The organism is Rhodococcus sp. WAY2, from assembly GCF_009859915.1.
Taxonomy (GTDB): Bacteria; Actinomycetota; Actinomycetes; order Mycobacteriales; family Mycobacteriaceae; genus Rhodococcus_F; species Rhodococcus_F oxybenzonivorans.
Map to the genome: position 1 here is coordinate 4,177,706 of NZ_CP046572.1, position 20,761 is coordinate 4,198,466.

The 20,761-nt window shown below is 65.4% G+C and carries 23 protein-coding genes; 16 read left to right on the plus strand and 7 right to left on the minus strand.

Annotated features, from left to right (window positions below):
• Nucleotide 1: 1 nt before the first annotated feature.
• From GFS60_RS19175 to GFS60_RS19190, 4 genes are all read right to left on the minus strand, one after another.
• A complete protein-coding gene (locus GFS60_RS19175; RefSeq protein ID WP_159923668.1) occupies nt 2-592 on the minus strand; it encodes a DUF3558 domain-containing protein in 591 nt (196 codons plus the stop codon).
• On the minus strand, nt 589-930 hold the full coding sequence (locus GFS60_RS19180; protein WP_159923670.1) for a hypothetical protein: 342 nt from the start codon (nt 928-930) through the stop codon (nt 589-591). Before GFS60_RS19180 ends, GFS60_RS19175 begins: the two co-directional genes overlap by 4 nt.
• A gap of 94 nt (nt 931-1,024) precedes the next feature.
• The gene (locus GFS60_RS19185; protein WP_159923672.1) at nt 1,025-2,350 is read right to left on the minus strand and encodes an HNH endonuclease; all 1,326 of its coding nucleotides are present in this window, start codon (nt 2,348-2,350) and stop codon (nt 1,025-1,027) included.
• A 76-nt stretch (nt 2,351-2,426) separates the two neighbouring features.
• Nucleotides 2,427-3,026, minus strand: coding sequence for a TetR/AcrR family transcriptional regulator (locus tag GFS60_RS19190; protein WP_201453401.1), 600 nt, complete (start codon nt 3,024-3,026; stop codon nt 2,427-2,429).
• Nucleotides 3,027-3,165: 139 nt separating this feature from the next.
• Here GFS60_RS19190 and GFS60_RS19195 point away from each other — a divergent pair, with 139 nt between their 5' ends.
• The 7 genes from GFS60_RS19195 (at nt 3,166) to GFS60_RS19225 (ending at nt 9,790) form a co-directional block, all read left to right on the plus strand.
• Nucleotides 3,166-4,311 (plus strand): acyl-CoA dehydrogenase family protein, encoded by a 1,146-nt coding sequence (locus GFS60_RS19195; RefSeq protein ID WP_159923676.1) that lies wholly within the window; start codon nt 3,166-3,168, stop codon nt 4,309-4,311.
• A 40-nt stretch (nt 4,312-4,351) separates the two neighbouring features.
• Nucleotides 4,352-5,113 (plus strand): SDR family NAD(P)-dependent oxidoreductase, encoded by a 762-nt coding sequence (locus tag GFS60_RS19200; protein WP_159923678.1) that lies wholly within the window; start codon nt 4,352-4,354, stop codon nt 5,111-5,113.
• A 44-nt stretch (nt 5,114-5,157) separates the two neighbouring features.
• Complete coding sequence (locus GFS60_RS19205) at nt 5,158-5,853, plus strand: TetR/AcrR family transcriptional regulator (protein ID WP_109333772.1); 696 nt, start codon at nt 5,158-5,160, stop codon at nt 5,851-5,853.
• 115 nt (nt 5,854-5,968) lie between these two features.
• On the plus strand, nt 5,969-6,778 hold the full coding sequence (locus GFS60_RS19210; RefSeq protein ID WP_159923680.1) for an SDR family oxidoreductase: 810 nt from the start codon (nt 5,969-5,971) through the stop codon (nt 6,776-6,778).
• Nucleotides 6,779-6,800: 22 nt separating this feature from the next.
• Nucleotides 6,801-8,042 carry an acyl-CoA dehydrogenase family protein gene (locus GFS60_RS19215; RefSeq protein ID WP_159923682.1) on the plus strand — a complete coding sequence of 414 codons (1,242 nt, stop codon included), beginning with the start codon at nt 6,801-6,803 and terminating at the stop codon, nt 8,040-8,042.
• Nucleotides 8,039-8,797, plus strand: coding sequence for a 3-oxoacyl-ACP reductase FabG (gene fabG, locus GFS60_RS19220; RefSeq protein ID WP_159923685.1), 759 nt, complete (start codon nt 8,039-8,041; stop codon nt 8,795-8,797). The genes GFS60_RS19215 and fabG overlap by 4 nt, the downstream gene beginning before the upstream one ends.
• A gap of 3 nt (nt 8,798-8,800) precedes the next feature.
• The gene (locus GFS60_RS19225; RefSeq protein WP_109333764.1) at nt 8,801-9,790 is read left to right on the plus strand and encodes an NADPH:quinone oxidoreductase family protein; all 990 of its coding nucleotides are present in this window, start codon (nt 8,801-8,803) and stop codon (nt 9,788-9,790) included.
• Here the strand turns inward: GFS60_RS19225 and GFS60_RS19230 are convergent.
• Nucleotides 9,787-10,254 carry an SRPBCC family protein gene (locus GFS60_RS19230; protein ID WP_159923687.1) on the minus strand — a complete coding sequence of 156 codons (468 nt, stop codon included), beginning with the start codon at nt 10,252-10,254 and terminating at the stop codon, nt 9,787-9,789. The two genes, GFS60_RS19225 and GFS60_RS19230, sit on opposite strands and share 4 nt — an antisense overlap.
• Before the next feature lie 214 nt (nt 10,255-10,468).
• On the opposite strand from GFS60_RS19230, the gene GFS60_RS19235 reads away from it, so the two are divergent.
• The 5 genes from GFS60_RS19235 to GFS60_RS19255 all read left to right on the plus strand — a co-directional run bounded on the left by GFS60_RS19235 (nt 10,469) and on the right by GFS60_RS19255 (nt 15,305).
• Nucleotides 10,469-11,596 (plus strand): NDMA-dependent alcohol dehydrogenase, encoded by a 1,128-nt coding sequence (locus tag GFS60_RS19235; protein WP_159923689.1) that lies wholly within the window; start codon nt 10,469-10,471, stop codon nt 11,594-11,596.
• A gap of 23 nt (nt 11,597-11,619) precedes the next feature.
• Complete coding sequence (locus GFS60_RS19240; RefSeq protein ID WP_159923691.1) at nt 11,620-12,240, plus strand: TetR/AcrR family transcriptional regulator; 621 nt, start codon at nt 11,620-11,622, stop codon at nt 12,238-12,240.
• Between the two features lie 97 nt (nt 12,241-12,337).
• Nucleotides 12,338-13,549, plus strand: coding sequence for an acyl-CoA dehydrogenase family protein (locus GFS60_RS19245; protein ID WP_159923693.1), 1,212 nt, complete (start codon nt 12,338-12,340; stop codon nt 13,547-13,549).
• Nucleotides 13,546-14,571, plus strand: a complete 1,026-nt coding sequence (locus tag GFS60_RS19250) for a phosphotransferase family protein (protein ID WP_159923695.1) — start codon at nt 13,546-13,548, stop codon at nt 14,569-14,571. The genes GFS60_RS19245 and GFS60_RS19250 overlap by 4 nt, the downstream gene beginning before the upstream one ends.
• The gene (locus GFS60_RS19255) at nt 14,568-15,305 is read left to right on the plus strand and encodes an SDR family NAD(P)-dependent oxidoreductase (RefSeq protein ID WP_159923696.1); all 738 of its coding nucleotides are present in this window, start codon (nt 14,568-14,570) and stop codon (nt 15,303-15,305) included. Before GFS60_RS19250 ends, GFS60_RS19255 begins: the two co-directional genes overlap by 4 nt.
• A gap of 7 nt (nt 15,306-15,312) precedes the next feature.
• On the opposite strand, the gene GFS60_RS19260 is transcribed toward GFS60_RS19255, so the two are convergent.
• Nucleotides 15,313-15,867: a ribulose 1,5-bisphosphate carboxylase large subunit gene (locus tag GFS60_RS19260; protein ID WP_159923697.1), complete on the minus strand. Its 555-nt coding sequence runs from the start codon at nt 15,865-15,867 to the stop codon at nt 15,313-15,315.
• A gap of 137 nt (nt 15,868-16,004) precedes the next feature.
• Between GFS60_RS19260 and GFS60_RS19265 the strand changes: the two genes are divergently transcribed.
• Genes GFS60_RS19265 through GFS60_RS19280 form a run of 4 tightly spaced genes read left to right on the plus strand, consistent with a single transcriptional unit; the run spans nt 16,005 to nt 18,467 of the window.
• Nucleotides 16,005-16,517 (plus strand): methylated-DNA--[protein]-cysteine S-methyltransferase, encoded by a 513-nt coding sequence (locus GFS60_RS19265; RefSeq protein WP_159923698.1) that lies wholly within the window; start codon nt 16,005-16,007, stop codon nt 16,515-16,517.
• Nucleotides 16,508-17,014 (plus strand): RNA polymerase sigma factor, encoded by a 507-nt coding sequence (locus GFS60_RS19270; protein WP_159923699.1) that lies wholly within the window; start codon nt 16,508-16,510, stop codon nt 17,012-17,014. Before GFS60_RS19265 ends, GFS60_RS19270 begins: the two co-directional genes overlap by 10 nt.
• Nucleotides 17,011-17,616 carry a methylated-DNA--[protein]-cysteine S-methyltransferase gene (locus tag GFS60_RS19275; protein ID WP_159923700.1) on the plus strand — a complete coding sequence of 202 codons (606 nt, stop codon included), beginning with the start codon at nt 17,011-17,013 and terminating at the stop codon, nt 17,614-17,616. Before GFS60_RS19270 ends, GFS60_RS19275 begins: the two co-directional genes overlap by 4 nt.
• Complete coding sequence (locus GFS60_RS19280) at nt 17,613-18,467, plus strand: DNA-3-methyladenine glycosylase family protein (protein ID WP_159923701.1); 855 nt, start codon at nt 17,613-17,615, stop codon at nt 18,465-18,467. The genes GFS60_RS19275 and GFS60_RS19280 overlap by 4 nt, the downstream gene beginning before the upstream one ends.
• An 18-nt stretch (nt 18,468-18,485) precedes the next feature.
• On the opposite strand, the gene GFS60_RS19285 is transcribed toward GFS60_RS19280, so the two are convergent.
• Complete coding sequence (locus tag GFS60_RS19285; RefSeq protein ID WP_159923702.1) at nt 18,486-20,714, minus strand: MMPL family transporter; 2,229 nt, start codon at nt 20,712-20,714, stop codon at nt 18,486-18,488.
• Nucleotides 20,715-20,761: the final 47 nt, after the last annotated feature.

A 20,761-nucleotide genomic window follows, 5' to 3' on the forward strand; every position in this document is an offset into this window, starting at 1 on the left:
GTCAGTCCCCCTTCGGGATGAACGGCTCAAAGACCCGGGCGGTGTCCTCGAGGCCGGCGCACCACCCGGATTCGGGTGTCGCACCAGGGCGATCTGAGAAGATGCTCCGCGTGAAACCTAGTACGCCGTATGAGGTCTCGATGCTCAACTCGCAATAATCGGTCACCGTACTGTCGAAGATTAGTAGCGCACGTCGGCCATTGATATCGATGGGTGCAGCGTGGCCGCGCTTCTTCTCTTCTTCATCGGCGAAGGTGATGTTGCCCGAGAGAACGTTCATGCCATAGTAGAAGCCCTCAGGCTTGCGAAAGCTGTCGTAGCTACAGCCCAAGAAGGTATACGAGTCAGGTGTGAAGTCGGCGTTCTTCTTACTTTTAGGGTCGTACCCGGCTGCGGTCAACGTCGCATCGGATAGATCTAGGCAGGGATCAAAGACGACTTGAGGTCTGTCGGACTGATCCACATGCCGGGGTACCCGCATCGTTGAAGTGGGCATATCGACCGGATCGGAATCGCCGCTCGCGGATTCGGTGCCACATCCCCCCAGCAGGACAGTGAGTGCCGCGGCTCCGCAGAGTGCCTTGCGTATCATTGGTCGGCTCCAGTTCGAATGCTTGCGAGCGCGAGACTGATCGCGCTATCCGTGTCGGCGAACGCTTCACCCCCCGCTGTGAATGTGTCACGCATCGTGAGGATGACATCGCGAAACTCCCTCAGGCGCTCACGCACCGAACCTGAGCCATCTCCACCGTTGAACTTCTCGTCGTAGCGAGCCTGGAGCTGTTGAGCGGAGTCGAATCCTCCGAAGCCCGAAACAAACCTCAACTGGTCGGCGTTCTTGATCGCCTGGTCCACCTGCGCGACCATTGCGTTGCAAATACCCACACATCTTTCGATCGCGTCATCTTCCAGACGCAGTGTGTTGCTCATTCCCCATCCCCCTGCTCGACTGGACCCCCACGGTCGCGTGCGGTGATGCTACCGCACGCGTGTGTTGGGGTCGGATTGCAAATCTTGATGATGTTCAGGCCGCGTGAAGGTAGTGGATGATGAGGCGCTCGACCGGTGAGGTGACCTCGGTTCCGCGGATTCGTAGGGGCCTGGGCAGCGGGGGTGCGGTTGACCGGTATCGGTGTCCGGTGGGCGTGCGCAGTTCGATTTCGTGTGCCTTGCCGGGTTGCTGGTGCGCACTGGCGTTCCACCCGACCCCCTGTTCGGCGTAGTTGCACGCAGCACAAAGCCCGGCACCGTTGTGTGCGGTGGTGGGGCCTCCGGTATGCCGGGACTGGATGTGGTCGTGGTGTCGTATCGGCGCGTCACACCATGGCGTCCGGCATGTTTTGTCGCGTAGATCGATCAGCCTGGCCAGACCCGTCGGGAAGCACCGTGCCTGCGACTCCGTGGCGGTCAGGGCACCCGACTGCGGGTTGGCGTACACCCGTCGCAACAACGCTCCCGACTCGGACTCGGCGCTGGCGGCGTCCGAAACCCATTGCCTGGCAAGCGCTGCGGGAACAGGACCGTACCCCTGCACGTGAGCGGGTTCGCATCCGCCGCCGAGAAGGGCTTGGTCGGAGATCACCAGGTTCACTGTGATGACAGGCCGTTCGGCAGCGGTGGTGTTGCCGGTGACGCGGGAGACCAGGAGGTCCGCCATGATCTGCGACCTGGTTCGTGCATCGCCTGCGGCCAGGATCGCGTCGGCATCGCGGGCGAGGGTGGCATGTACGGCTACTCCCTGCGCCACTGGAAGGAGGGCGCTGACGTAGGCCATGGTGTCGGGTGCCGGTCGTGAGGTGACCCGCCGATCGGACACGGCCTTCCGTGCTCGACGAACTACCGCCTCCGCATCGATCCGCGCGGCGGCGGCCCGGACCTTGGCGCACACGGCTTGGTCGCCGAGTCCGTCGAGCGTCGAGGAATCGGCACAGAGCAGGAAGTCGAGGGCAGTGCGATCTTCCCGGGTGAGACAGGCGGTTTCGCGGACGAGGATGGTGGCCCGACACTCACTGAGGATCCCTTGCTCGAGCAGCCTGAGCGTGCGAGGCATCTCGTGGACCAGCGCGGTGGCCATTCCGAGATGGCGCCCACCGCGAAAGGGGGAGTCGCGCCGCGCCAACGCCACCTGGTTGGCGATGCCCCGCCCTTGCTGATTCCTGGGCACTCCCTGATCGGCGCGGGATGCGCGGATGGAGGCATCGAGGTCGGCCGTCACTCGGGCCTGTGCCCCGGCGCATGCGGCCTTCAGTTCTTCCAACGTGCGGAGTAGGTCGATTCGCGCAACATCATCGATATCGCTGCCCAGTTCCGGCAACTCGGCCAGAAATGTAGACACTGATGCTGAATCCACCGAAAGCCCCCACCGTCGAATCCCCCGAATCGAACCTATGTTCGATCTTACTCGGCGGGCGAGGCAAGGGCAAGAGTCAGTTAGCTCCCACCATGCGCATGGCAAGGTCTGCGTAGAGGTCGGCTACTACATGGGGTTCGGTATAGGCGCCGGCCGGAAACCATCGGCAGATATCAACGCACAGGGACATGAGCGCGAGAGTGACGCCTTCGCCGTCCGGAACGGTGAACTCGCCGGTGGCGGCGCCGGCATCGACGACGGCCCGGACGACGCGGGTGATGTCGCGCCGAAGTTTGACGACGTCGCGATAGTGCTCGGGGGTGAGGGCGTTGAGTTCGTACTGGACGACACGTGCCTGGGCGTGATGGGTGGCCTGCCAACTGGCGAAGGCTCCGATCAGCGCCTTCAGTCGGGTCGACGGCGACTCGTCCGGTAGATCGGCGCCGGTCACGACGTCGAGGGCTGCGGTGTGTCCCTCGTAGCTGATGGCGAAGAGCAATTCTTCCTTGGACCGGTAATGCGGGTACATGGCTGCCGGGCTCATGTCGAGCCGGGCCGCGATCTCGCGGGTAGTGGTTCCGCCGTACCCATTGGCGGCAAAGGCGTCGACAGCAGCAGCGCGGATGCGCGCGGCAGCCTTGGAGGGGCTGATCACCTGACTCGGTGATTCGCTCATGACTCTCTCCATCCTCGGCTCTGCGGCGGTTGACAATACCGTGTCGCAGTATCACTATAAGCAAGCGCTTAGAAAATAAGCAGACGCTTACATGCCCGAAGCGTCACACAGCGAGAGTTCGAACCCAGAAGGATTGGTCATGCGACGCACCCTGTACGGCCCCGATCACGAGGCGTTCCGCGAGTCCGCCCGCGAGTTCGTGAACCGCAACATCTTGCCGGTGGCAGACAAGCTCATCGAGCAGCGCTTCATCGACCGCGAAATCTGGCTCGAGGCCGGCCGTAACGGCCTCCTGGGACTCGAAGTACCCGACGCCTACGGCGGAAGCGAAGCCGGCGACTACCGGTTCAACGCTGTTCTCGCCGAGGAGCTCTCACGTGCGAGTGCTGCTGTGTCGTCGAGCTTCGGGATTCACGCCGACGTCGTCGCGCCCTACCTTGTTCAGCTCACCACGGAGGAGCAGAAGCAGCGCTGGCTGCCGAAGTTCTGCACCGGCGAGCTGCTCACCGCAATCGGGATGACCGAGCCGTCCGGCGGTTCCGACCTTGCTGCGCTGAAGACCACCGCGGTCAAGGACGGCGACGACTGGATCATCAACGGCTCCAAGACCTTCATCACCAACGGCTTTAACGCCGACCTGGTGATCGTCGCGGCACGCACGAGCCCGGAGAAGAAGTCCAAGGGGATCACCCTGTTCGCGGTCGAGACCGGGATGGCGGGCTTCGAGCGCGGCCGCAAGCTCGACAAGGTCGGCCAGCACGAGGCCGACACTGCGGAACTGTTCTTCGAGAACGTCCGGGTGCCGTCCACCAACATCATCGGCGAGATCGACCGCGGCTTCATCCACATGATGGAGATGCTTCCGCAGGAACGCGTCGGTGCCGCCATCTCGAACATTGCGCACGCAGCGCCGATCCTCGAGGAGACGATCCAGTACGCCAAGGAGCGCAAGGCGTTCGGTCAGTCCATCGGATCGTTGCAGTGGAACAAGTTCCTTCTTGCAGATCTGGTGACGCGCGTCGAGGTGACCCAGGCTTTCGTCGACAACTGTGTCGCCGCCCATGCCGCCGGTGAGCTGACTGCTGTGGACGCGGCCAAGGCGAAGTGGTGGACTGCACAGGTGCAGAACGAGGTCCTCGACCACTGTGTCCAGCTCCATGGGGGATACGGCTTCATGACGGAATACCGCGCCGCCCGCGCGTGGATGGATGCGCGTGTCACCAAGATCTGGGCCGGTTCCAACGAGATCATGAAGGAACTGATCGGCCGCGACCTCGGCCTCTGAGCCCGTACCCCGTAGCCCTACGACAAAGGAGTCGCTTCGTATGTCCGTTCTCGACAAGTTCAGCTTGACCGACCGGGTGGTCGTCGTGACCGGTGCGTCTTCGGGTCTCGGGGTGGCGTTCGCGCAGGCTGCGGCGGAGGCGGGCGCCGATGTGGTGCTCGCCGCCCGGCGCACGGACCGTCTCGAGAAGACCGCAGAGCTGGTACGGGCCGCGGGGAGGACGCCGCTCAGTGTGGCGACGGACATCGCGGACCCGGCGCAAGCGCAGAACATGATCGACAAGGCCATGGAGCAGTTCGGTCGAGTCGACGTGCTCATCAACAACGCAGGCGTCGGTACCGCCGTGCCTGCGACGAGGGAAACCCCCGAGCAGTTCCGGCAGGTCGTCGACATCAACCTGAACGGCTCCTATTGGGCGGCTCAGGCGGCCGGCAAGGTGATGAAGCCGGGCAGTGCCATCGTCAACATTGCGAGCGTGCTCGGGTTGACCACCGCGGGACTACCCCAGGCCGCGTACGCCGCGAGCAAGGCCGGGGTGATCGGTTTGACCCGCGACCTCGCGCAGCAGTGGGGTACCCGCAAGGGCATCCGCGTCAACGCGATCGCCCCCGGATTTTTCGAGACGGAGATGACAGACCAGTACCAGGACGGGTACCTCGAATCGATGCGGCCGCGGCTGGTGCTCGGCCGACTCGGTGACCCGCAGGAGCTGGCTGCGACCGTGGTCTGGCTGGCTTCGGACGCTGCCGCTTACGTCACGGGACAGACGATCGCGGTGGACGGCGGCATCACAATCACCTGACCGTCGGATTGGGCGGCGTCGGTGCGCTGGCGTATAAGTAGGAAATGACCACGCGCACCGCCCACGAAGACTGGGACGATCAACCCGCCCCGTCGATGGCGGCCACCGCTCTGCTGCGGGAGCCGCCCGCCACCCCTCGGGGGGCACGTACTCGTGCGGCTCTGGTGGCGGCAGCGCGCACGGTGTTCGAGCGGTCCGGGTACCTCGACGCCCGACTCACCGACATCACCAAGGAAGCCCAGTGCTCGACGGGGTCGTTCTACACCTACTTCGACAACAAGGAGCAGGTGTTCGCCGCTGTCCTGGAGGCGGCGCAGGAAGACATGATGCATCCCGGGATGAAGCGGGTGCAGGACACCGATGATCCGTACGCGGTGCTCGAGGCCAGTAATCGCGCATACCTCGAGGCCTATCGTCGCAATGCCAAGCTCATGGGACTCCTCGAGCAGGTAGCTCACATCGACCCGGCATTCGCGGATCTGCGCCGGCAGCGTGCCGATGCCTTCATTGCCCGCAACGCCCGGGGCATCGCCGAACTGCAGGCGCGCGGAATCGCCGACACGAAGCTGGACCCGATGCTGGCGTCGCGGGCGCTGTCCGGGATGGTCAGCCGCCTGGCCTACAGCGCCTTCGTGGCGAACGAGCACGGCTCGGGAGGCACCCCCATCGAATTCGACGACGTCGTCTTCACCACTACCCGAATCTGGGCGAACGGCCTGCGGTTCCCCGATCGGGACTGAACCGGTGGCTCGGTGACGGCAACACCAGGTTCGCAAATCTGAATCCGACACCGGATTCAGGTATGTTCTGTGGAAGACTGGGGCTCATCAGCCTGTCCCCCGAGGGAGGAATCTCGTGCAGATCGCGCAGAAAGTTGCCATCGTCACCGGAGGTGGAGGCGGAATCGGTGGTGCTCTGGCGGAGCGGCTGGCCGCGGAAGGCGCCCGCGTGGTCGTATCCGACCTCGACGCCGCGTCGGCGCAGTCCGTCGTCGACCGGATCACCGCCACCAGTCCGGGTGCCGCTATCGCGGTGGGAGCCGACGCCTCGGACACGACGCAGATCGCATCGCTCATCTCGGCAGCGGAAAGCGAATTCGGTCCCGTCGACCTCTACTTCGCCAATGCAGGTGTGGCGGCAGGCAGCGACCTCGAATTCGACGACGCAGTGTGGGACCTCGCCCTGGACGTCAACGTTCGCGCGCACATTCGGGCCGCGCGTCTGCTGGTACCGGGCTGGGTCGAGCGCGGCGAAGGATACTTCGTCAGTACGGCGTCGGCGGCCGGACTCCTGACGCAGATCGGCTCGGCGCCCTATTCGGTGAGCAAACATGCGGCCGTGGGCTTCGCCGAGTGGCTGTCCGTCACCTACGGCGATCAAGGTGTGCGCGTCAGTTGCCTGTGCCCGATGGGTGTCAACACCAAGCTGTTGACGGACGACGCTGCGTTGTCGGCCACGGCTGCACGCGCTGTCACCACTGCCGGAGCGGTACTCGAACCGGCCGACGTGGCCGAATGTGCTCTCGCGGCAATCGAAGCGGAGCAGTTCCTGATCCTTCCGCACCCCGAGGTGCTGGAGATGTATCGACACAAGGGCGCCGACTACGACCGATGGATCCGGGGAATGCGCCGCTATCAGGCCGCACTACTCGGCCAGTCTTCCTGACCCACCTCCACGAGGAGTTCGCATGTCTGTGTTCGACGTATCCGACCGCGCGAAGAAGTACCAGACCGATCTACTGGAGTTCATGGACTCGCACGTGTATCCCGCCGAGAGGGTGTACGACGCGCAGATGCGGGACGCGGGTGATCCGCATTTTCAGCCGCCGATCCTCGAGGCGTTGAAGGCGGAGGCGCGTAGCCGGGGTTTGTGGAATCTGTTTCATCCGCATCCGGAGTGGGGTCCGGGCCTGACGAACCTCGAGTATGCGCCGTTGGCGGAGATCATGGGCCGCAGCCACCTCGCGTCCGAGGCCTGTAACTGCAACGCACCCGACACCGGGAACATGGAAGTGCTCACGCTGTTCGGCACCGACGAGCACAAGGAGAAGTACCTGAAGCCGTTGCTGGACGGGACGATGGCGTCCGCGTTCGCGATGACGGAGCCCGCGGTGGCGAGTTCGGATGCGACGAACATCGAGATGTCGATGGTCCGCGACGGCGACGACTACGTGCTCAACGGTCGGAAGTGGTTCGCGTCCAATGCCTTGCATCGCAACTGCAAGGTAATGATCGTGATGGGGAAGACCGATCCGTCGGCGGCGCCGCACCGGCAGCAGTCGATGATGGTGGTGCCGATCGATGCGCCCGGTGTCACGGTGATGCGGGGCCTGCCGGTGTTCGGATATCAGGACCGGGAGGGGCATGCGGAAATCGACTTCGCCGACGTGCGGGTTCCGGCCAAGGACGTGCTCAAGGGTGAGGGAGAGGGTTTCGCGATCGCCCAGGCCCGGCTGGGCCCGGGACGCATTCACCACTGCATGCGGGCGATCGGGATGGCCGAGCGGGCGCTCGAGCTGATGTGCCGGCGGGCGTCGTCGCGGGTGACGTTCGGGAAACCGGTCAGCGAGAACGCCAATATTCAGGACTGGATCGCCGAGGCCCGGATCGAGATCGAGATGGTGCGCCTGTTGACACTGAAGGCGGCCTACCTGATGGACACCGTCGGGAACAAGGAAGCGCGCACGGAGATCGCGGCAATCAAGGTCGCGGCGCCCAACATTGCGCTGAAAATTATCGATCGGTCGATCCAGGTGCACGGCGGCGCAGGTGTCACCGATGACTTCCCGTTGGCGATGATGTACGCCCATATGCGGACGCTGCGCCTCGCGGACGGTCCGGACGAAGTGCACAAACTTTCCATCGCAAGACGAGAACTGCGTAAATACCGTTCGACAACCGACGACAACCACCATGGAGGAAACAAGTGAGCCAGGACCGTAGAACCGCCATCGTCACCGGATCGGCCCGCGGTATCGGTGCCGCCGTCGCACAGCGGCTGGCGAGCGACGGACATGCAGTCGCCGTCCTCGACCTCGACGAGTCCGCCTGTGCCGGGACGGTCGACGCGATCACGTCGGCCGGCGGCGAGGCCCTCGCCGTGGGTGCCAATGTGGCGGACGAGGCCTCGGTCACGGCGGCTGTCGAGCGCGTAGCATCCGAACTGGGCGCACCGACGATCCTGATCAACAACGCCGGGATCACCCGCGACAACCTGCTGTTCAAGATGTCGGTCGACGACTGGGACGCCGTGATGAACGTGCATCTGCGTGGCGCCTTCCTGATGTCACGTGCCGTCCAGAAATACATGGTGGACGCCAAGTTCGGCCGCATCGTCAACCTGTCCAGCACGTCGGCGCTCGGCAACCGCGGCCAGGCCAACTACTCGGCCGCCAAGGCAGGCATGCAGGGCTTCACCAAGACGCTGGCATTCGAGCTCGGCAAATTCGGCGTCACCGCGAACGCGATTGCACCCGGATTCATCGAGACGGAGATGACCGCCGCCACGGCCGAGCGCGTCGGTATGAGCTTCGAGGATTTCAAAGCCGCCGCGGCGTCACAGATTCCTGTCGCTCGTGTCGGTCAGCCCGCTGACATCGCCCACACCGCGTCGTTCTTCGCGAGTGAAGGCGCCGGATTCGTCTCGGGGCAGGTCGTCTACGTCGCCGGCGGACCGAAGGACTGATCGATGAAGGCATGGCGTGTGCACGAAGTAGGACAACCCAGGGAGGTCCTCACTTTCGAGGACGTCGCCGACCTGGAGCCGAAGTCCGGGGAGCTGCTGGTCAAGGTTCTTGCAGCTCCCGCCAACTTCCCGGACGTGCTGTTGTGCCGCGGCGAGTACCAGATCAAGCCGCCGCTGCCTTTCACTCCCGGGGTGGAATTGTGCGGCGAGGTGGTGGCGCTCGGTGAGGGTGTCACCGAGTTCGCGGTCGGTGACCGGGTGATCGGCATGCCCAGCCTGCCGAACGGCGGTTTCGCGGAACTCGCCGTGATGTCGGTGGCCACGGCCTTCCCGGCACCGGCCACATTGGACGACGCGGAGGCGTCGGCGTTGTCGATCGGGTATCAGACGGGATGGTTCGCGCTCCACCGCAGGACACAGCTGCGGGCGGGCGAGACACTTCTCGTGCAGGCGGCAGCCGGTGGAGTGGGTAGCGCGGCCGTGCAGTTGGGCAAGGCGGCCGGCGCAAAGGTGATCGGTGTGGTGGGCGGCCCTCAGAAGGCCGAGTACACCCGGGCTCTCGGCGCCGACCTGGTTGTGGACCGGCACAGTGAGGACTTCGTCGCCGCGGTGAAGGACTTCACCGGGGGACGGGGCGCGGACGTCGTGTTCGATCCGGTGGGTGGTGACTCGTACGCGAAGTCCACGAAGTGCATCGCGTTCGAGGGGCGAATCGTCGTGATCGGTTTCGCCAGTGGCACTATTCCCTCGCCCGGCCTCAATCACGCGCTGATCAAGAATTACTCGATCATCGGACTGCATTGGGGTCTCTACAACGCCTACGATCCCGCGGCGATCAGGGAATGCCACGCTGAGCTGACACGGTTGGCCGATGCCGGTGACATCAAGCCGATGATCAGTGAACGCCTCGGACTCAGCGAGGTAGCGGACGGACTCGCCCGACTCGGCGAGGGAACGACGGTCGGCAGGCTCGCTTTCCTGCCGGGCCGCTAGCTGCCGTCGGCGTCGCGTTTCTCGTACAGCTCCTCGAGGTTGTGCCGCAAGGTCGCCTCGGTGTTCTTCACGGCCGTCTCGACGAACGGTTCGACGATGAGACCGAGGGCCTTGCCGGCCAAACCTCCGGGGAGCTTGTACGCGAAGTCGACGCCGAGTTCGGTCTTGTCCGGGCCGAGCGCCACGAAGGTCCATGTAGACGAGTTGGCCGCGCCGTCGAGCGATGCCAACGTGATCACCCGATCCTTTTCCCAGGCGGTGACCTCGAGGCGGGACCGCAGGGTGGTCGGGCCGATGTGGATCGACGCATCGAACGTCGAGCCCAATCCCTGATCGAATCCGCCGATGGGACGGAAGTCCGACACGCCGAACATCCAGTCGGGGACCGTCCTGTAGTCGTCGATGTACGTGAACGCCACGTCGATGGGGACGGCGGCTACCGCGGAATGACGGACGTGGATCATCGGGTGGTCCCTGGCTCTCTGTCGGAAATGACTGTCGATCTGGGCGACCTCGCTCGACTCTAGTGAACTCCCGGTACCGAAGCAGGGCGTCGCCGGGTCCCCCCTTCCTTCCGCGCCGTCGATGCGCGGCTGATTTTGCTGCACGACGAGAACGGTTCGGGCAGACTCCGAAGTAGGTGTGATCCAGGCCATATTTCCTTCCTGAGGAGTCGGCGTGAAGACGAAAGCAGCGGTCATCAAAGGCATCGGGCAGCCCTGGGAGATCGAGGAGATCGAACTCGGCGATCCGGTTTCGGGGGAGGTGCAGATCCGTCTGGCGGCATCAGGGTTGTGCCACTCGGATGAGCACCTGCGAACCGGGGCCACGCCCCTGCCCTTCTTTCCGGTCCTGGGCGGCCACGAGGGCGCAGGCGTGGTGACCAAGGTGGGCCCGGGAGTGTCGAATCTTGCCGAAGGGGACCACGTGGTCCTCGCCTTCGTCCCGGCGTGCGGACGGTGCCGTTCCTGTGCGAAGGGTATGCAGAACATCTGCGACGAAGGGGCCGGTCTCCTCACCGGGCAGGCGATCGCCGACAAGACGTTCCGGGTCACCCTGGGCGGTGAGCCTGTTCTGCAGATGTGTCTACTCGGCACCTTCTCCCCCTACGTGACGGTGAGCGAGGCGTCGGTCATCAAGATTGACAACGACATCCCTCTCGACAAGGCGGCGCTCCTCGGTTGCGGCGTCTCGACCGGATGGGGCTCGGCCACGCAGATCGGTGGAACGCGGGTCGGTGACACCGTCGTGGTGATCGGCGTCGGCGGGGTCGGCATCAATTCGGTGCAGGGCGCGGCCAGTGCCGGCGCGCGTTTCGTCGTCGCCATCGATCCGGTGGAGTTCAAGCGGCAGAAGGCGAAGGAATTCGGTGCCACCCATGTGTTCGCGTCGCTCGAGGAGGCGGCTCCGACGATCGGCGAGATCACCTGGGGGCGGATGGCCGAGGTCACGATCATCACGGTCGGTGAGATCGAAGGCGACATGATTCAGCCGGCGATGAGCATCACCGGCAAGGGCGGCCAGGTGGTGGTGACGGGTATGGGTAGCGCGGCAGACACGCAGGTCACCCTCAGCCTCTTCGAGCTCACCTTGCTGCAGAAGCGGTTGCAGGGCGCCATCTTCGGCGGCGTCGGCCCGAGGTCGCAGATCCCCGCTCTCCTCGACCTCTATCGCAACGGAACGCTGAAGCTCGACGAGCTGGTGACCCGGACATATCGCCTCGAGCAGGTCAACGACGGATACCAGGACATGCTCGACGGGAAGAACCTGCGTGGGCTGATCGTGTACTCGGACGACGACTACTGAGGGGACGCTCTACCGTATGTCCCATGACGGTTAACGGCACGGAGGCCGGTAGTTCGTGGCGCGAATACACGGACCAGGGGTTGTCCAAGGTTCTGGCGGCCGCCCTGGCTGCGTTCGTCGAGAAAGGGTACGACGGCGCCTCGATTCGTGAGATCGCGGCCCGTGCCGGACTGTCCGTACCCGGCCTTTACCATCACTACCCCTCGAAGCAGGCACTGCTCGTGGGGTTGACCAACGCGGTGATGCGTGACCTGCTCGACCGCAGTCGCGCGGCCGTCGCCGAGGCGGGGTCGACTCCTGGCGAGCGATTCGACGCGGTGATCGAATCCCTGCTGCGTTTTCACATGTATCGGCGTGAACAGTCCTTCGTTGCCTCTCGGGAGACGCGGAGCATGGAGCCGGACAGCAGGCAGGCTTACATAGCCCTGCGGGACGAGCAGCAGCAGCTGGTCGACGACATCGTGCGCGACGGCGTCGCAGCCGGCCTGTTCCGAACACCCTTCCCGGAGGATGCGAGCCGCGCTGTCGTGACGATGTGTGTCTCGGTCGCCACGTGGTACCGCGAGGACGGGCCGTTGTCGCCCGATGAAATCGTCGAGCGGTATCTGGTGATTGCTCGTAGCACGGTAGGGGCCGTCGACTGACGTCTTGACCAGGTCGTGTTCCTGTGGGATTGTCGACTCTGATGCGACCGAGCGAGTGATCGGTCGGTCCCGGTGTTCGTATTGACTGGAGGTAGTGGTGGCGATCGATCTGACCTATGCGCCGGAGGTGACGGCGCTGGTCGAGAAGACCAGGGCGTTCACCCGTGAGGTGGTGCTGCCTGTCGAGGACGAACACGGCGGCGACATCACCGCGGCAGGTGGCGACACCCTGCGAGTCGAGCTGCAGAAGGCCGCCAAGGAGGCCGGTGTCTTCGCCCCGCACGCTCCCGTCGAATACGGCGGACACGGGTTGAACATGACGGACCGCGCCCCGGTCTTCGAGGAAGCCGGCTACTCGCTGTTCGGCCCGATCGCGTTGAACATCGGCGCGCCCGACGAGGGCAACGTCCACATGCTCGCGCACATCGCCAGCGCGGAGCAGAAGGAGCAGTTCCTCGCTCCCCTCGCCCACGGTGACGTGCGGTCGGCTTTCGCCATGACCGAGCCCTCCCCGGGCGCTGGGTCCGATCCGTCGGCTTTGACCACGAGGGCTGAGAAGGTGCCCGGTGGGTGGAAGATCAACGGGCACAAGTACTTCATCACCGGCGCCGACGGTGCCGGATTCTTCATCATTTTCGCGCGCACGTCGGGGCAGCCCGGCGACCGCGGTGGCGCCACGATGTTCCTCACTCCAGCCGACGTGCCCGGTCTGAAAGTGGGCCGGCACATCGACACGCTCGACAAGTCCATGATCGGAGGCCACTGCGAGGTGTTCTTCGACGATCTGTTCATACCCGACAGCGGTGTGCTCGGGGAGGTGGACCAGGGATTCGCGTACGCGCAGGTGCGGCTCGGCCCGGCCCGGATGACGCACGTCATGCGCTGGCTCGGTGCGGCGCGGCGCGGTCACGATGTCGCGGTGGCCCACGTTGCTCGGCGTGAAGGGTTCGGCGGAAAGCTGGGCGATTTGGGCATGGTCCAGAAGATGGTCGCGGACAACGAGATCGACATTGCCGCTACTCGGGCGTTGCTGACACAGGCGTGCTGGGAACTCGATCAGGGCGGGCACGCGAGCAACGCCACGTCCATCGCCAAGACCTATGCCGCAGAGGCGATCTTCCGGATCGTCGACCGCTCGATCCAGATGTGTGGTGGTCTCGGTGTGTCCGGCGATCTGCCTCTCGCACGGCTCTCCCGTGAGGTGCGTCCCTTCCGGGTGTACGACGGCCCGTCCGAGGTGCATCGCTGGGCGATCGCCAAGCGCGTCATCGGTGCCGCGAAGAAAGCGGCGCGCGAGGCGGGGGCATGACCGAGCATCGCGGGCTCGACCTCGTTGCCCTGGAGAAGTTCCTGACGGAGTCGCAGGTTCCGCTCGACGGCGAACTGCGGGCCGAACTGATCTCCGGCGGAAAGTCCAACCTCACCTACACAGTTTTCGACGACTCCTCGCGGTGGGTGCTGCGAAGGCCGCCCACCGCGGGGCTCACACCGTCCGCGCACGACGTGGCCCGCGAGTATCGGGTCACGTCGGCGCTGCAGGGCACGAGCGTTCCCGTCGCAGCCACGGTGGCGCTGTGTGAGGACAACAGCGTGATGGGAGCCCCTTTCACCGTTGTCGAACATGTCACGGGACAGGTAATCCGCACCCAGTCGGAGTTCGATGCGCTGTCCGACAACGAAATCGACTCCTGTGTGGACGAACTGGTCCGGGTGATCGGTGAACTGCACAACGTGGACTATCAGGCCGTCGGCCTGGGAGAGTTCGGGCGCCCGGACGGATACGTCACCCGGCAGGTGAAGCTGTGGGCGGGCCAGTGGGCCAGGGTCAAGACGGAGGATTCGGCCGACGTCGATCGTCTGCACGCCGCTCTCGCGGAATCCGTGCCCGACGGGTCGGAGTCGTCGATCGTGCACGGCGACTACCGAATCGACAACACCATCCTGTCGGCCGCAGACGTGACCAAGGTTGCGGCGGTAGTGGACTGGGAACTGTCGACTCTCGGCGACCCTCTCACCGATGTGGCGCTGATGTGCGTCTATCGCGCACCCGCCTTCGACCTCGTGCTCGGTGAAGCAGCGGCGTGGACGAGTCCGCGGATGCCGTCCGCTGACGATCTGGCCCAGCGGTACACCGCGGCGTCCGGACGTGAACTGAAGAATTGGAATTTTTACCTGGCGTTGGCCAATTTCAAACTGGCCGTCATTGCCCAGGGCATCCACCACCGGTACCGCGCGGGTGCCACTGCAGCCGAGGGATTCGACAAGGCAGGTGAGGCGGTGCCCGCGCTCGTCGACGCCGGACTACGCGCACTGAAGGGGAGGTCCGCATGAGCAGGTCTGCACTGATCACGGGAGCGTCGCGCGGAATCGGTCGCGGTATCGCCACCCGCCTCGCCGAAGCGGGTTACGGGCTGACCCTCAGTGCTCGTGACGTCGAGCGTCTCGAGGTCGTGGCAGCCGAGCTGCGCGCGGCCGGCGCGAAAGAGGTGGTCGTCGTGGCCGGCGACCTCGCCGATGAAGCCTCCGCCGGTCGCGTGGTAACCGCGCATGCCGACACCTTCGGTTCACTGAATGCGTTGGTGCTCAACGCGGGTGTGGGGACGGCCGGGCCGATCGGCGAGTTTCCGATGCGCCGCTTCGCCAAGAGCGTCGATGTGAATCTGCGGGCCCCGTTCAGCTTGCTGCAACAGGCGCTGCCGATGCTCCGGACCGCGGCGACCGAGAATCCGGCGAAAGGCGCCAAAGTCATCGCCCTGGCCTCGATCACCGGCGTCTACGCCGAAGCGGGACTGGCCGTCTACGGGGCCACCAAAGCCGCCCTGATGTCACTGGTCGAGACACTGAACGTGGAGGAGTCGGGCAACGGAGTGTCCGCTACCGCCCTGGCTCCCGCGTTCGTCGACACCGACATGTCCGCGTGGACCCACGACAAGATTCCGCCGGAGTCGATGATCGAGGTAAACGACATCGTCGAACTGGTCGACGCGCTGCTGCGACTGTCGTCCCGCGCGGTGGTGCCCAAGATCGTCGTCGGGCGCGCGGGAACGGACGGGTACCGGGCCTGAGCGGGCGTCAGACCTCGTCGTCCTCTTTCGATTCGCCGCGCTTACGGAAGAACTTGAAGCCGGGAACGCCCTGGATCGCCTGACGCACACCCTGCACTTCCTCGAGGAGCAGGTGAATCTCCGGGGACACCGTGTCGAGGCTCGCCAGAATGGGCAGCAACCCCTCCATGCGCAGTGTCAGCTCGGGCAGATGATTCACCAACCCGATCGCCGCGTGAATCTCGTCCTCCGACAGGTCGTCGACGAACCGTGCCGCCATCGGCGCCGCCTTGGTTGCGAGCGGCTCGTACAGGCCGATCAGGGTCTGGGCCGAAGTGGACACCTCCGTGCTCGAGGTGACCACGGTCGCGGCTCGGTCGGCTACCTCGTTCGCCTTGGCGACGGCCATTTCGGCGCGTTCGCTGATCGCCTCGATCCGGGTGATGAGCACCTCCACTCGGTCGAGCAGCGCGGCGACCCGATCGGGGAGTGAGGCAGCGAAACCAGCAGTGTCCATCGACCAGCGGGCCATACCCGTGGCGGTGCGCACGAGGTCGTCGGGGCTGGGGAATGCGAGAGCCATTCCCACATCCTGCCTGATGCCCTCGCGGGGCCGTCTCACGACGGTCCCGCGAGAATGGGACATCGGGGTGATCTCACGTTTCGGCGTTCCCAGGCGTCTACCTGTCAGAGGTCAGCACACCTGGAAGGATTGTTCCCGTGAATGCCGAACGAGCAGCACACACCGTCATCGATTCCCCGATCGGTCCCCTCACGCTGGTCAGCGTGGACGGGATTCTCAGCGGCATCTACATGGCCGAACATCGGCATCAGCCCGATGTCGCGACTTTCGGTGAACGCGGCGGCGGCGGTTTCGAAGCCGCCGCGACACAACTCACCGAGTACTTCGACGGTGGACGCACCGAGTTCACGCTGCCCCTCGCCGCCCGCGGCACACCGTTTCAACAGCGGGTATGGGACACGCTGCGGACCATCCCGTACGGGCAGACGTGGACGTACCGCGAATTGGCGGAGGCGCTCGGCAGTCCCACGGCGATCCGGGCGGTGGCCGCGGCGAACGGCAAGAATCCGATCAGCATCATCGTTCCGTGCCACCGGGTCGTCGGAACCGACGGCAGCCTCACGGGGTATGCGGGAGGGCTCGACCGCAAGCGTTTCCTGCTGACCCGCGAAGCGGAACGGGCGGGAATCCGGCTGAGCCGATGGGCCTGATTCCGTTCGAGCAGATCGTGGCCGAGCACGGCCCCACGGTGTTGCGGGTCTGCCGGGCGGTGGTCGGTCCGATAGACGCCGAGGACGCCTGGTCGGACACGTTTCTCGCCGCCATGCGCGCGTATCCCGATCTGCGGCCTGGAAGTAACGTCGAGGCCTGGCTCGTGACCATCGCGCACCGCAAGGCGATCGATCACATTCGGGCCCGGGAACGCCGGGCAGTTCCCACGAATCACGTTCCCGAGCAGACCACCGACCGCGGGCTGCCCGGAAGCGGCGACCCCGAATTGTGGGAGGCGGTGGGCGCCTTGCCCATGAAACAACGCGCAGCCGTGGCCTACCGCTACTTGGCAGGATTGCCCTACGCCGACATCGCGGTGATTCTCGGCAACTCGCCGGACGCTGCCAGACGCGCCGCGGCCGACGGTATTGCGGCACTGCGTAGGTCCCGCTCGATCTCGATTCGGGGAGACAGAGTGAGTGGAGAAAGAGGATGAACACCATTCCGGACATCATCGACGCGTTGTCGGTATCGGATTCCGATGTCGAACGACGACTCCGCACCAAGCTCACCGCCGCCGCCGACGACGCCGGACTCCTCGACGTCGCGTACCGGACCGTGGACAGTCCTGTCGGTTCGCTGCTGCTGGCCGCGACCGACCGGGGCCTGGTGCGTGTCGCCTTTGCCGGCGAGGGCCACGATGCCGTGTTGCAGACACTCGCCGAGCGCATCAGTCCCCGGATACTCCGCGCGCCGGCCCGGCTGGACGCGGTGGCCCGCGAACTCGAGGAGTACTTCCGGGGGGAACGCATGTCGTTCGACGTCCCGCTCGACTTCCGCCTGGCCAAGGGCTTCCGGCGGGAGGTGCTCACCCACCTACCCGAGATCCACTACGGCCAGACGTGGAGCTATGCCACCGTCGCGGCCGCTGCGGGCAGTCCCCGCGCCGTGCGGGCCGTCGGAACCGCCTGCGCGACAAACCCTCTGCCGGTGGTGGTGCCCTGCCACCGAGTGGTGCGCAGCGACGGCAGCCTCGGCCAGTACGTGGGCGGGACCGCAGCGAAGTCCCTGCTACTGACGTTGGAAGCCGCAGCGTGAGGGTTCTCCTGCCCTACCGCGACCCCTTCACCCACGCTCCGCTGTGGAGTGCATTGCGAGCCCACACCATCGCCGGTCTCGAGCGGCACGATCCCGACACCGGCGCCCACACACGCGTGGTGAACGCCGCGCACGGACCCGCCCTGGTGACCGTTGTCGTCCGCCCCGAGAAACGGCATGTCGAGACCCACATCGTCCCGGCGCATCCCACCGATGTCGGGGAGTTGACCGCTATCGTTCGCCGCTGGCTCGATCTGGACGCAGACCCGCTCGCGATCGACGCCGCACTCGGCCGGCACCCGGAACTCGCTTCGCTGGTGACCTTGCGGCCGGGACTCCGCCGGCTGGGCAGCGTCGACGGCTTCGAGACCGCAGTCCTCACCGTGCTGGGCCAGCAGGTATCGCTCGCCGCGGCGCGGACGTTCGGTGCCCGGTTGGTCGCTGCCTACGGGCCGCCGGTGCACGGCGAGTTCCGTGCGTTTCCCGCACCCGAGGTACTGGCCGATCGATCGCCGGAGGAGTTGCGTTCGGCGATCGGTCTGACCGGCGCCCGGGCACGCACTGTGCATGCGCTTGCGCACGCCGCCGCGGACGGGTTGCAGCTCGATGCCGACACCGAACCGGCGAAGTTCCGGGCCGGTGTACTCGCGCTGCCCGGAATCGGACCGTGGACGGCGGACTATCTGACGGTGCGAGTGCTCGGCGACCCGGACGCGTTTCCTGCCGACGACCTCGTTCTCAGGCGGGCACTCGGGGTGGGTAAGGGCAGCGAAGCTGCCGCTCTCGCCGAGGCGTGGCGGCCGTGGCGTGCGTATGCCCTCTTCCACCTCTGGACCGCAGAGGCGTTCTAGCCCTTCGCTTTCGGGAACCTAGTCCTTTGCCTTTGCCAAATCGGACGGCCACCAGATCTTCTTGCCGATGTCGTGCGAGAGGGCGGGAACGAGGATGCTGCGCACGATGATCGTGTCGAGGAGCACGCCGAAGGCCACCGCGAAACCGACCTCGGCGAGGAACACCAGAGGTAGCACACCCAGCACCGCGAACGTTGCTGCGAGGACGACACCGGCCGACGTGATCACGCCACCGGTGACCGCCAGTCCGCGCAACACGCCCGACCGTGTGCCGTGCTCTTGGGTTTCCTCGCGCACACGGGTCATCAGGAAAATGTTGTAGTCGATGCCCAGTGCCACGAGGAATACGAACGCGAACAGCGGGAACGCCGGATCGGCGTTGGCGAAGTGGAAGACGTGTGTGAAGAAGAACCCGCATACGCCCAGAGTCGCGGCGAAGGACAACACCACCGTGGCGATGAGGATGACCGGTGCCAGCAGTGCGCGCAGGAGCACGGCCAGCACCAGGAAGATGACGACGAGCACGATGGGGATGATCAGGTTCCGGTCGTGCACGGACGCCGTCTGCACGTCGAGGGTGGTTGCGGTGCCTCCACCGACCAAGCCGTCGGCGCCGGGAACGGCGTGCACCGTCTCACGTAGTCGCTCCACGGTCGCCAGGGCTTCCGGGGAATCGTACGAGTCGGCGAGAGTCGCGTTGACCACCATGCGACCGTCGATCGGCGCTGCGGTGAGGAAGTCGGGCGGGCAGCCCGTCTGTCCTGCTGCGGCCGACGCCACCGCCTCGGGGTTCGCCTTGACCAGTGCGGACAGCTTCGCCACGTCGACCTGTGGACACACTGCGCCGGGCTCCTTCGATACCCCGTCGACAGCACTGACCGCGTCGATGACTGCCTGCGTCTGGGCGGCGTTGGTGAGGATGACGGCCGGAGCGCCGGCGCCCGGATCGAACTTGGAGTCGTAGAGTTCCTGCCCGACGACGGCGTCCGGGCGGTTGGTGAAGCTTTCCGAGGACGTCAGCCCCTCCGTCTTCAAACTGCCGATGCCCACCAGGAACAGTGCGGCCAACAGCACTGTCGTACCGATCCAGAACGGCCGGTCCTTGCTGCCGACCTGGGCGGCGATCTTGCCCCACAGACCGTGCGTGGTGAGATCCGCTGCCTCGTCCACCCGAGGTTTGCGTGGCCAGAACACCCATCGGCCGGCGGTGGCCAGAGCCACCGGCAGGAAGCTCATCATCACCAAATACGTGCAGGCGATGCCGATGGCCGCCACGGGACCGAGACTCTTGTTGGAATTGAGCTCCGAAAATGTCAGGCACAGCAGGCCCAGGATGACGGTGACCGCGGACGCCGTGATGGCGGGAGCCGACTCCCTCCAGGCCTTGGCCATCGCGTCGAACCGGCTGGGATAGAGATGGAGCTCCTCTCGATACCGAGAGATCAGGAGCAGGGCATAGTCGGTGCCCGCACCGATGACCAGGACGAAGAGAATGCCCTGGCTCTGACCGGTGAGCGTGAGCACCTCCGCCTTCGCGAGGAAGTAGATCACCATCGACGCCAGGCCCAGGGCGAGTAGCGCCGAGAAGAGCGGGAAGAACCACAGCACCGGGGACCGATACACCACCAGCAGGATCAGGACGACGACGAGCAGGGCGGCACCGAGTAGGGCGCCGTCGAGCCCGGCGAACGCGTCGATGAAGGCAACGAGGAGACCACCTGGCCCCGCGGGAAGCACCTCGAGCCCGACGGCCGCGTTCTCGGCTGCGGTGAGCACATCCTGTTCCGTGGTGGCGAGCACGTCACCGGCGACGGCAGTGCCGTTCTCCTTTGCGACGAGGGGAACGAAAATCGACGCGGTGGTGCCGTCCTCGGAGTACTGGGGTTGCGACATCCCCTCCGCATCGACGCCCTCGACGGCGGCAATGTCCTCGCGGGCCTGCGCGATGGCAGCCTTGTCCTGATCGGTGAGTGCCGAGTCGCGGTGAAACAGTACGAAGCCGGGAATCGTCTCCACTGTGAGGAACTTCGACGACTCGTTGGTGACGACGGTCGACTCTGCGGTACTCGACAGGTAGGCGGCGTTGTCGTTCTTCTGGACCTCGGTCAGCTTTCCCTGGAACGACCCACCGAATCCCCCCGCGAAGAAGGCGATGATCGCGATGGCCACGATGGTGAACGCGGGCCAGCGGAATTTGCGCGGCGCCTCACCGCTTGTGCTCGCGCCCGTCGAATCCAACTTGGTCATGGGTTCTCCTTCGCCGCCCCCACCAGCAATGGGTCCCAGTACACCAC